This is a genomic window from Flagellimonas flava (assembly GCF_050617915.1).
In the GTDB taxonomy this organism is placed as follows: Bacteria; Bacteroidota; Bacteroidia; order Flavobacteriales; family Flavobacteriaceae; genus Flagellimonas; species Flagellimonas flava_A.
In genome coordinates this window covers 316,539-328,633 of record NZ_JBODQE010000005.1, presented here as the reverse complement: position 1 = coordinate 328,633, position 12,095 = coordinate 316,539, and the positions used below count along the sequence as shown (strand labels likewise).

General features: G+C 40.6%; 11 protein-coding genes. 10 read left to right on the top strand and 1 reads right to left on the bottom strand.

All coding sequences use genetic code 11. The annotated features are described in order from the left end of the window. Positions 1-223: 223 nt before the first annotated feature. On the bottom strand, positions 224-418 hold the full coding sequence (tatA, locus tag ACRHOZ_RS14830; protein ID WP_138836833.1) for a twin-arginine translocase TatA/TatE family subunit: 195 nt from the start codon (positions 416-418) through the stop codon (positions 224-226). A gap of 170 nt (positions 419-588) precedes the next feature. Between tatA and ACRHOZ_RS14825 the strand changes: the two genes are divergently transcribed. The 10 genes from ACRHOZ_RS14825 to ACRHOZ_RS14780 all read left to right on the top strand — a co-directional run bounded on the left by ACRHOZ_RS14825 (position 589) and on the right by ACRHOZ_RS14780 (position 12,091). After that, on the top strand, positions 589-1,458 hold the full coding sequence (locus tag ACRHOZ_RS14825) for a M23 family metallopeptidase (protein WP_431126962.1): 870 nt from the start codon (positions 589-591) through the stop codon (positions 1,456-1,458). After that, positions 1,459-2,955: a GH3 auxin-responsive promoter family protein gene (locus ACRHOZ_RS14820; protein WP_431126960.1), complete on the top strand. Its 1,497-nt coding sequence runs from the start codon at positions 1,459-1,461 to the stop codon at positions 2,953-2,955. 298 nt (positions 2,956-3,253) lie between these two features. Next, positions 3,254-4,159, top strand: a complete 906-nt coding sequence (gene cysD, locus ACRHOZ_RS14815) for a sulfate adenylyltransferase subunit CysD (RefSeq protein ID WP_431126958.1) — start codon at positions 3,254-3,256, stop codon at positions 4,157-4,159. A 12-nt stretch (positions 4,160-4,171) separates the two neighbouring features. Then, positions 4,172-5,425: a sulfate adenylyltransferase subunit 1 gene (locus ACRHOZ_RS14810; RefSeq protein WP_420401434.1), complete on the top strand. Its 1,254-nt coding sequence runs from the start codon at positions 4,172-4,174 to the stop codon at positions 5,423-5,425. Positions 5,426-5,565: 140 nt separating this feature from the next. After that, on the top strand, positions 5,566-7,251 hold the full coding sequence (locus ACRHOZ_RS14805; protein ID WP_431126955.1) for a DUF6909 family protein: 1,686 nt from the start codon (positions 5,566-5,568) through the stop codon (positions 7,249-7,251). 1 nt (position 7,252) lies between these two features. Then, a complete protein-coding gene (locus tag ACRHOZ_RS14800; protein ID WP_431126953.1) occupies positions 7,253-8,296 on the top strand; it encodes a hypothetical protein in 1,044 nt (347 codons plus the stop codon). Between the two features lie 22 nt (positions 8,297-8,318). Continuing rightward, positions 8,319-9,344, top strand: coding sequence for a UDP-N-acetylglucosamine 4,6-dehydratase (inverting) (pseB, locus tag ACRHOZ_RS14795; protein WP_431126951.1), 1,026 nt, complete (start codon positions 8,319-8,321; stop codon positions 9,342-9,344). After that, positions 9,334-10,485 carry a UDP-4-amino-4,6-dideoxy-N-acetyl-beta-L-altrosamine transaminase gene (pseC, locus tag ACRHOZ_RS14790; protein ID WP_431126949.1) on the top strand — a complete coding sequence of 384 codons (1,152 nt, stop codon included), beginning with the start codon at positions 9,334-9,336 and terminating at the stop codon, positions 10,483-10,485. Before pseB ends, pseC begins: the two co-directional genes overlap by 11 nt. Continuing rightward, on the top strand, positions 10,478-11,143 hold the full coding sequence (gene pseF, locus ACRHOZ_RS14785) for a pseudaminic acid cytidylyltransferase (protein WP_431126947.1): 666 nt from the start codon (positions 10,478-10,480) through the stop codon (positions 11,141-11,143). Before pseC ends, pseF begins: the two co-directional genes overlap by 8 nt. Before the next feature lie 24 nt (positions 11,144-11,167). Then, positions 11,168-12,091, top strand: a complete 924-nt coding sequence (locus tag ACRHOZ_RS14780; protein WP_431126945.1) for a ketoacyl-ACP synthase III — start codon at positions 11,168-11,170, stop codon at positions 12,089-12,091. Positions 12,092-12,095: the final 4 nt, after the last annotated feature.

The window sequence follows — 12,095 nt, the reverse complement described above, 5'->3', positions numbered from 1 at the left end:
TCCTTCTGAACTACACACCATTTGGTATGGTTGCTACATAGGCCTTTAACCTATTAGTAGCATATCTACCGCTAAAATAAAATATGGTATTAGCGCGAATAAGTTTTTGTTGTGAAAGGGGGGAATTATGGCATGAACTAGGCAAATATGTTGTTTTTCATCGACAATCCCCTATAAATACTGGGAATTTGTGAGTAAGAAAAATCTGCCCAAAAAAATGGATTTAAGCTTCGGGTTCCTTGCCGCTTTCCAGCTTTTCGTCTTCTTTGGAAGCATCTTTGAATTCTTTAATGCCGCTTCCCAAACCTCGCATGAGTTCTGGAATTTTTTTGCCTCCAAACAGCAAAAGAACAACTACTACAATAAGTACAATTTGCCATGGGCCTAGCATACCAAGAAAAAAAGTTTGAGCAATCATAATCGCAATGCCTTTAAATGAACGGTAAAATTAGTAAAAAGAACTGTAAGGCTCTAGGTGATTAACGAAAATTAGCAGTTCCAGCTGTTTCTGGAACAAATAGTTGCCACAGAAGGGGTTTTATAAAAGCTTAACATCTATATAAAAATCTAAGGCTATCTTTGTCCATCATGGCAAAAGACAAGAAGAAAAGAAAAGAAATCAAGCAAAAGCTTCTGCACAAGTATCGCTTGGTGATTTTGAACGAGAGCACTTTTGAGGAGAAGATCTCATTTAAACTGAGCAGACTCAATGTTTTTGTTACAGGAACTCTTTTTATCATTGTCCTTATCGGGCTGACCACCTTGATCATTGCCTTTACACCTCTTAGGGAGTATATCCCTGGCTATTCTTCAACTCGTTTAAAAAGACAGGCTACGGAGCTTACCTATAAAACGGATTCCTTGGTCACCGTGCTGAATTATACCAATAGGTATTTGGACAATGTCCGTTTGGTGCTGAGAGGAGACGTGGAAAACAATGAGGTCAACAGGGATTCGCTTTTTGAAAAGTACAAATTAGATCCTTCAACGGTGGATTTAACCCCAATTCGGGAGGATCTACTGCTTCGGGAAGAGGTGGACTTGGAAGACAAGTACAATCTTTTTGAACGGAACATCGAAAATGTAGGCGCCTTGCTGTTTGCACCACTAAGCGGAACGATATCGCAAAACTTTGATCCCAACAACAAGCATTATGCGGTGGATGTTGTGGCGCCCAAGGACACTCCGGTTAAGTCCATAGCGGATGGAACGGTACTTTTTTCCGAATGGACGGCAGAGACGGGCTATGTGATCATTGTTAAACACCAGGATGATTTGACCTCGGTGTACAAACACAATGGCTCCTTGAGCAAATCACAGGGAGACTTGGTCAGAGCTGGGGAAGTGATTGCTTCTATTGGAAATACCGGCGAATTGACCACGGGACCCCACCTCCATTTTGAACTCTGGAAAAAGGGCAAGCCCGTAAATCCATTAAATTATATCGACTTCAAATAAATGTCCCTAAAGTCATTTGCAGCAAAACTTTTTGCCAAAAGAATAGCCAAAAAAACAAAGGCATGGTCACGCAACCCTGTCCAAGTTCAGGATCGGCTATTTCAAAATCTTATTTCAAGGGCCAAAAACACCCAGTTTGGCTTAGATCATGGCTTTGATAGGATTAAATCGCATTCGGATTTTACTAGACAGGTACCTGTACGGGACTATGAGGAGCTCAAGGACTACGTTCATAGAATTATTGATGGAGAAAATGATGTGCTATGGCCCGAAAAGCCGGTTTACTTTGCAAAAACCTCGGGAACTACTTCAGGAGCCAAATACATACCCATTACCAGGGAATCCATTAAAAATCAGGTTGAGGCCTCCAGAAATGCAATTCTAAACTACATCCATGAAACAGGGAACGCTGATTTCGTTGATGGCCGTATGATTTTTTTACAGGGAAGCCCGGAATTGGAGGATAAAGGTGGTATAAAATTGGGACGGCTTTCGGGAATATCGGCCCATTACGTTCCCAACTATTTACAGAAAAACAGACTTCCAAGCTGGCAGACCAACTGTATTGAGGATTGGGAAACCAAAGTGGACAAAATTATAGAGGAGACCGAAAATGAAAATATGACGGTTATAGCCGGTATTCCATCCTGGGTCCAGATGTATTTTGAAAAGTTGAATGCTAAATCAGGCAGGAAAGTCGGGGAGCTTTTCAAAAATTTTCAATTGTTCATTTATGGAGGAGTGAATTACGAACCCTACAGGGCCAAATTTGAGGAATTGATGGGCAAAAAGGTGGACAGCATTGAATTGTTCCCTGCAAGTGAAGGGTTTTTTGCTTATCAAGACTCCCAGAAAGAGGAGGGAATGCTCTTATTGCTCGATGCGGGCATTTTCTATGAATTTATCAAGGCGGACGAATTTTTTGACGAAAACCCCAAACGAATAACCATTAAGGATGTGGAAGTTGGGGTGGATTACGCCATGATCATATCTACCAATGCCGGGCTGTGGGCGTATAATCTAGGGGATACCATTCGGTTTGTTTCTGCCAAACCCTATAGAGTTGTGGTATCTGGGCGAATCAAACATTTCATTTCTGCTTTTGGGGAGCATGTCATTGCCAAAGAAGTGGAGCAAGCCATTCAAACCGCCATTTCAAAGTCAGATGCCATAGTCAATGAGTTTACTGTGGCGCCCCAGACCTCCCCACCCACCGGAGAACTCCCCTATCACGAATGGCTTATAGAATTTGAAAAGCAACCTTCGGATGTGCCAACCTTCATTTCCCATTTGGAAGAAAGTATGAAGGGCCAAAACAGTTATTATTTGGATTTGATCGCTGGAAATATTCTTCAACCGCTAAAAATTTCCAAAGTGCAAGCCGGGGGATTCCAAGAATATATGAAGACCATCGGAAAATTGGGCGGACAAAATAAGGTGCAACGTCTATCCAACGACCGCAAGGTTGCAGAAGGCTTGAAACCTTTCCTCTTGTAGAATTCATGAGGTTACCCTTGACACTTCAAGTAAGCAAAAGACAGCACTGCTCAAGTTAAAGATGCTGTAATCTTAAAACTTGATTTTATAACACATTATATTCAATTCGGGCATTAAAACATACAGATTAAAGGTTGATAATAACCTAAGAGGAATTAATTTTGACTTGTGGTTGGCAGAATCTTTCCGAATGCTCCCCAAAGATTTGGAAACCAAATAAAAAGGTAAAGCAAAAGGTAATCGAATAGCATCGAAATCAACTATAGGGCTATTCGTGAAAAATTAGAAATTAAGTAACATGAGCAAATACTATTTGAACTATCTGGATGAACTGGAATCCGAGGCTATATTTGTACTTCGTGAGGTATGGGCGCAATTCCAAAATCCAGTGATTTTATTTTCGGGCGGGAAGGACTCAATTGTCGTGACCCATTTGGCGAAAAAAGCGTTTCATCCTAGCAAAATCCCCTTTGCTCTAATGCATGTTGACACTGGCCATAATTTCCCTGAGACCATAAAATTCAGGGACGACCTTATAAGCGATTTGGGGGTTAGGTTAATTGTGGGTTCGGTTCAAGAATCCATTGATACTGGAAGGGTTGCCGAGGAAAAAGGAAAAAACGCCACGCGGAACGCACTTCAGATTACCACCCTTTTGGATGCTATAGAAACCAACAAGGTAGATTGTGCAATTGGTGGAGGTCGAAGGGATGAGGAAAAGGCCAGGGCCAAGGAGCGCTTCTTTTCGCACCGCGATGATTTTGGTCAGTGGGACCCTAAAAACCAAAGGCCCGAATTATGGAACCTTTTCAACGGAAAGCACTTTGAAGGGGAGCACTTTAGGGCATTTCCAATTAGCAATTGGACGGAAATGGATGTTTGGAACTACATCAACCGGGAAAATATTGAAATCCCATCCCTGTACTTCGCCCACGAAAGGGAAGTGGTATGGAGGAATGATTCCTGGATCCCAAATTCCGAATTTTTAAAGTTGGAGGAGGACGAAAAAATTGAAACCAAAAGAATTAGATTCAGAACCCTAGGTGACATAACTATTACGGGGGGTATTGAATCGGATGCGGATACTGTGGAAAAAATTGCCCAAGAAGTGGCCGCTATGCGGAAAACGGAAAGGGGTAACAGAAGTGACGACAAACGTTCGGAAACTGCCATGGAGGATAGAAAAAAGCAAGGTTATTTTTAGATAAACAGACAGATGTTAGACAACAATCAGTTATTACGATTTACCACTGCTGGAAGTGTAGATGATGGAAAGAGTACCTTAATTGGGCGACTCCTTTACGATTCCAAGTCCATTTTTGAGGATCAATTGGAAGCCATTGAAAACACAAGCAAACAAAAAGGACATGAAGGTGTTGACCTAGCACTTTTTACGGATGGGTTGCGGGACGAACGGGAACAAGGTATCACCATCGATGTGGCCTACCGCTACTTTACCACCCCAAGACGGAAATTTATCATCGCAGATACACCAGGCCATATTCAGTATACCAGAAATATGGTAACAGGAGCCTCTACGGCCAATGCCGCAATTATTCTGGTAGATGCCAGACATGGGGTAATTGAACAAACCAAACGACATGCGTTCATTGCCTCCTTGTTACAAATTCCACATATAATTGTGTGTATAAATAAAATGGACTTGGTTGACTTCAAAGAGGAAGCCTACAACAACGTAATTGGCCAGGTCGAGGAGTTTTCATCCAAATTATTGGTTAGAGACGTTCGTTTTATTCCAATAAGTGCTTTGCTGGGGGATAATGTGGTCAACAGATCGGAACATATGGACTGGTATCAAGGAGCACCTTTGCTACATACCCTTGAGACCATGCACATCAGCAGCGATATCAATAAAGTGGACGCCAGATTCCCCGTGCAAACCGTTTTGAGACCACAAAGTGAGGAATACCGTGATTATCGAGGGTACGCTGGCAGGGTTGCAAGTGGCGTGTTCAGGAAAGGGGACGAAGTGACCGTCCTACCATCGGGGTTTACTTCAAAAATAAAATCTATTGACACCAATAATGGGGAATTGGAAGAAGCTTTTGCCCCTATGTCAGTTTCCATCACACTAGAGGATGATATTGACATAGGCCGAGGCGATATGATTGCACGCTCCAACAACAAACCAGAACCTAGTCAAGATGTGGAAGCCATGCTTTGTTGGTTGCACAATGACCCTGCCAAACCAAGAGCAAAATACACGATCCGACATACCTCCAATGAGCAGACAGCCATGATCAAAGAGGTTGTTTATAAGATTGACATAAATACGCTCAATAGAAAGCCGGACGATGTTGAATTGGGAATGAACGATATCTGCAAGGTTAGAATAAGGACCACAAAACCATTGCTGATCGATTCATATCGGGAGAACCGAACCACGGGAAGTTTTGTTTTAATTGATGAGAACACCAATGAAACGGTGGCTGCCGGAATGGTAGTTTAACCAACAAAAAAAGGGCTGTAATCCAGAATGCATTTTTAGGGTTTGTTTTCAAGCATTCTACTGGCATATAGCTTATTCCTATTAGATTTCGCATTTAGGCACATCTTTCGTAGGAATTCATGTATTTTTGTCGCTAAATTATGATGACCACCAAAGTGAAACAGGCGACTCGCGCACAGGAATCCACTAATGCCATAGAGCGACTTTATATTACCATGCGCCATTTACTGAACCGCGGGTTTTATAAACCATCGGGAGTATCGGGCAATGCGCTTAGGACCGCCCTTCTGTTGTTAAGGCCTGAGATATATGGTTCTGTAGCGGAGGATAAGGCGGAACTGAACGGACTTATTTATGTTTTGGAACGATTGCCGGAAGGCATAGAGGAATGCCGATTTATCAATCTTACTTCGGACGAGGGGTTTTCCAAATCACATTTATCTGCTATTATTCCGCCTAAAAGGAGAAGGAATTGCTATCGTATAGACGAGGAGCAAATGAATATTGAGATTACTCGTGGTCGAAGCGATATCTATGATATTCTTACGCACCTTACGTTTCTGTACATTGAATCGGGAAAGATCTGCAAACGGGTATTGGTGGACCAAACCGAAACCATTAGGGACTGGGATAAACTTTCAGAATTTATCACTAGTGAAGAAAAGAGTGGTGCTGAACGGGAAATCGCCATGATTCATGCTGCCAACATTCTAGGCAGGACTTTTGAGGAAGTGGTTGAGATTCAGGATAAACTTAGAACAAAGGAAAATCCAGATCGCTTTTTGGATGTAATCTATTGGCTTGGCAAGCTGGCCATTGAAGAGGAAACAACAGGCTTAAAGCGGACCATCACTTTTAGCCCGCTTTTACGGGAAAGATTGGGGCATCATATTCATGGGGAACGCTGGGCAGACATGATTAAACAAACGCTGATTAAAAACGGTTTGTTAGGGCGCCCCCTCCACATTATCAGTGCTAATATGCACAGTGTAATGAATTCCTTATTCGCGAAGAAAACTTTGTCCAAGGAATTGCCAGAAACAAAATCCTTGGACATTTATGAAGCTTTGAGCTCATCTAAAAACAAAGAGTTGAGAAAAAAAGTGCAACAAGTGGCCCAAAAGAATGGGATGCTGTTTTTGGATGACGAATCTGGAGCCAACATCGATGTTCAAATCTTTGATTCGGCCAAATTTGGTGCTAACGCTTGTTGTTATGACTTTCCAGATGGAATATCTGAGGCAGACAAACCTGTTATCTTTGTAATGGATTACGCATTTGGTGAACAGGCGTATGAGACCATAGACGAGTTATTAAAGCCAATAGAGTATAAGGGAAAGAAGCAATTTTTGAATGTGGATTCCATTTCCGTTATGGGCAAAGCTGGGATTTTGGAAGGAGGCAAGGGAGATTTGATGATTCCTTCGGCCCATATTTTTGAAGGATCTGCGGACAATTATCCTTTTGAAAACGAATTGTGCAAGGAAGACTTTGAAGGGCATGACCTACTGGTTTTGGAAGGAGCAATGGTAACCGTTTTGGGTACGTCCTTGCAGAACAAGGACATCCTCAAGTTTTTTCATGAATCTACCTGGAACGTGATCGGCCTGGAGATGGAGGGGGTGCATTATCAAAAGGCCATTCAATCGGCTTCCAAGATTCGGAAAAGCATTAAAAAGGATGTAAAAGTGCGTTATGCGTACTACGCCTCGGATAATCCATTGGAAACAGGTAGTACCTTGGCATCAGGCGGACTAGGAACCACCGGCGTAAAACCAACGTATTTGATTACAGATCGGATTTTAAAACAAATATTCAATTCATAAAATGGCAGAACAACCAAATAACAACAGTAGTTCGGAAGAAATAGACTTGGGCCAGTTATTCCAAATGGTCGGAAGGGCCTTTGAGCGTTTTTTCAATTTTATTGGGAGCATCTTTAAAGGAATTTTCCATTTGGTGATTCTTTTACTCCTTTTTGTTCAAAAGAACTTTATTGTGCTATCGGCTGCGGTGCTAGTTGGAGGAGTTGCCGGTTATTTTCTGGACAAAAGCTTACCAGAAAAGTATGTCTCCAAGATGGTAGTGGAACCTAATTTCAATAGTGTTCAGCAACTGTACAACAATATTGATTTTTACAATGATTTGGCCAAAGCCCAAGATTCTACCACTTTGGCAACTGCACTTAATATAACGGAGCATGAAGCAAGTAGTATCAAGCAGATTTTTGTTGACTCCTACTCTGATGAAAATCAAAAAATTGAACTTTTTGATGGCTTTATCAAAAATTTGGATACCACAACGATAAAGACCATAGATTTTGAAAATTATCTAAAGAATTTCAATTCCCTTGATGCAAGGTTTCATCAGATATCTGTAGTTAGTTATGACAATAAGGTAGCAAAAAAGCTGCAACCCGCTATTATTGGATCCATTTCCGTCAATGACTATTTCAAACTCCAAAAGAAGATCAATGATGAAAATTTGGATTTGCAAGAAAGAATTTACCAGAAGCAATTAACTGAAATAGATTCGCTTCAAAGCCTTTATAGAACAGTTTTAATCAAGGGAGCTGACAAACCCATGCAGGGCACAAATATTAACTTGGCAGAAAATGGAGAGTCCCAAAATAAGGAACTTGCTTTAGTACAGGAACGGGAGGTGTTAAAAGAAAGACTGGTTGAGCTTAACCGTGAAAGGGCAAATAAATCGGAGATTTTAAATGTTATTTCCGATTTCCCAACTCGGGGAGTAAAACAGAAAGGGCTTTTAAAAAGTTATAAAGTTTTGTTGCCGCTGATATTATTAGGGATGGTATTTTTCATATTGGCGATTTTGCGCTTGAACACTTTTTTAAAACAATATAAATAATTAGAAATCAAGTAATTAGACTATGACTTTTGAGGGTAAATCACTATTAATTACAGGGGGTACGGGATCTTTGGGCAAGGCATTGACTAAGGATATTTTATCAAACCACCCTGAAATAAGGAGATTGATTATTTTCTCACGAGATGAGCAAAAGCAATTTCAGATGGCTCAGGAATATCCTGTTGATAAATATCCTCAGATACGATACTTTATTGGCGATGTCCGCGATAAGGATAGATTGATAAGAGCCTTTAAAGGTGTGGATTATGTAATTCATGCTGCAGCGATGAAACATGTGCATTTGGCAGAATATAATCCAGAGGAGTGCATCAAAACAAACATTGGCGGAGCACAAAATGTTGTGGATGCCTGTTTTGAAACAAATGTGGAGCGGGTAGTTGCACTTTCAACGGACAAAGCCTGTGCCCCGATTAATTTGTATGGGGCAACAAAACTTACGTCTGATAAATTGTTTGTAGCCGCCAATAACATTAAAGGGAGCAACCCCATACGGTTTTCAGTTGTTCGCTACGGAAACGTGATGGGATCCAATGGATCTGTAATCCCTTTTTTTATAAAGAAAAGCAAGCAAGATGGAAAGCTTCCTATAACCGACCCAAAAATGACACGCTTTAATATTTCACTACAAGGAGGCGTCGATATGGTTATGCATGCATTGGAACATGCTTGGGGAGGAGAGCTTTTTGTTCCAAAAATACCGTCTTACAAAATAATGGATGTGGCGGAAGCCATAGGCCCCGAATGTGAAAAACCTATAGTTGGCATACGGCCGGGAGAAAAAGTACATGAAGAGATGATAACCGTATCGGACTCTTTTTATACTTATGACCTAGGAAAATACTATGCAATACTACCCGTTACCCATTCATGGAAGTTGGACGACTTTATCAAAACCTTTAGCGCAAAAAAAGTTCCCAATGGATTTAAATACAATTCAGGGGAGAACGAAGAATGGGAAACCGTGGACAGTCTTAGAAACCTCATCGCTGAACATGTGGATTCAAGTTTTAAAGTAAATGAAGTATAAAATAATCCCTTATGGCCGTCAGCATATTGACGAACAGGACATAGCCGCAGTTGTTGGAGCATTAACTTCTGATTTTTTAACGCAGGGCCCTAAAATCCAAGAATTTGAAAAAAGTTTTGCAGACTATGTTGGCGCCAAATATGCGGTGGCTGTCAGTAATGCAACTGCAGGGCTACACCTTTCAGTTGCGGCTTTGGGAACAAAGAAGCATGATCGCGTAATTACCACACCAATTACGTTTGCGGCTACGGCAAATTGCATTCGATATGTTGGGGGTGAAGTCTGGTTTGCTGATATTGACCCGAACACGTATCTTCTTTCCTATCAGAAGACGAAAGAACTGATAGAAAGTAAACCAAAGGGGTACTTTAATGGAATCATACCTGTCGACTTTGCGGGACTCCCAGTAGACTTGGAGCAATTTCGTAAGCTTGCTGACGAATATGGGCTGTGGCTAATTGAAGATGCATGTCATGCCCCTGGAGGTTATTTTGTTGATTCAACGGGCAAGAAACAGTTATGTGGGAATGGAAATTATGCAGACCTAAGTGTGTTTTCATTCCATCCGGTCAAGCACATTGCCTGTGGTGAAGGAGGCATGATTACCACCAATAATGAAGAATTGTACCAAAAACTGCAGTTATTAAGAACACATGGTATTACTAAGCAAAACATGGAGGAAAACCATGGAGGATGGTATTATGAAATGCAGGAGTTGGGCTACAATTATAGATTAACCGATGTACAATGTGCCCTAGGGATAACGCAGTTGTCCAAAAATCATGAAGGGGTAAAGAAACGCAATCTAATTTCTCAGAAGTATCAACAAGCCTTTAGGGACATAATAAAGTACCAAGATTTACCTGAGGGATTTTACAATGCCCATCACTTATTCGTTATTGAGGTTGAGAATAGATTGGAACTATATGAGCATTTAAGAGCACATAACATCTTTGCCCAAATACATTACATCCCAATACATAAGTTGCCTTATTACAAGAAAATAGGATATGGTGAAGCTGACCTAAAAAGTGCCGAAGCATATTATAAGAGATGTATTAGCCTGCCAATGTATCCAACACTGGAGCATGAAGAGCAGATGTTTGTGATAAATAAGGTTTTAGAGCATCATCATGGGTAACTTGGCAATTATTCCTGCTAGGGGAGGAAGCAAAAGGATTCCTAAGAAAAATATTAAGGACTTTTTGGGAAAGCCAATCATTGCTTACTCAATTAAAGCTGCATTGGACAGCAATCTTTTTGACGAAGTAATAGTATCAACAGACAGCAATGAGATTGGGGACATAGCAAAAAAACATGGGGCAACTGTCCCTTTTATGAGATCAGACAAAAATTCTGATGATTTTGCGACGCTGGCCGACGTAATGGAGGAAGTGTTACAACCATATAAGGACAAGTATACGTATGCATGTTGTATTTTACCCACTGCACCTTTGATAAAAGCTCAGAATATTGACTTGGCATTAAAAGTACTTATTGAAAATAGTTTTGACTCTGTGCGACCAATTTCAAAATTTAGTTATCCCATTCAAAGGGCGATTAGGATAAGTTCGGATAATAGAATTAGTTTTATGAATCCGGAGTTTTTCAATCATAGATCCCAAGATTTGGAAGCGGCATATCATGATGCAGGACAATTCTATTGGATGAAGGTAGAATCAGGATTAAAAAGTGAAAACAAAGGCGCCATAATTATCGACGAAAGGGAGGTACAGGATATAGATTATAATGAGGATTGGCTGTTGGCGGAATTAAAGTACAAACAGATGTTTGGCTAAGGGTTTATTTTAAAATAACTAAGCATGTTAGGAATAAAAGAAATAGGAGTATATATCCCATCGGGGAGGATATCCAATTTTGAAAGAATGGAGGAATTGGATACCAACGAGGACTTTATTCTCAACAAAATAGGAATTTCGAGTGTCGCCGTTAAAGCCAATGAAGAAGACACTTCAGATTTGGCCATCAAGGCATTTGGGAACCTTGAATCCAAAATAGAAATAGACAAAGAAAATGTTGAGGCGCTAATTTTGGTAACCCAGTCACCGGACTCAAATATTCCCCACACCTCAGCCTTGGTTCATAAGGCACTCGAGTTACCAGAGACCTGTGCGTGTTTTGATATCTCTCTGGGTTGTTCAGGCTTTGTTTATGGTTTGTCCGTCATCATGAATTTTATGAAGGGAAATGGCATGAAACATGGGGTCTTACTTACTTCAGACCCTTATACTAAAATCCTTGACCCAAATGATAGAAACACTTCTTTACTGTTTGGAGATGCAGCAACAGCAACTTACATTTCAGATGAGCCGGAACTGTTGGCTGGGCAATTCAATTTTGGTTCAATTGGCAAGGATTGGGAGGGGCTTCATACGATGAATGGATATTTGAATATGAATGGCCGAAGTATTTTTAACTTTGCTGCCAGATATGTTCCAAAAGATGTAAATCAATTGTTGGAAAAAAATAAGATGACGATCGAAGACATAGACAGCTTTGTTTTTCATCAGGGAAGCAAGTATATAGTTGATACAATTTCAAAAAAACTTGGATTACCTAAAGAAAAAGTCATTTTTGATGCTATGGAATATGGGAACACGGTATCATCCTCCATACCCTTGATTATAGAAAAACAATTGGCCAACAAGGAAGTGAGGACTATTTTAATTTGCGGCTTTGGAGTTGGTCTTTCTTGGTCAAGCTCTATTTTAAAAAGAAAAAATTAGATAA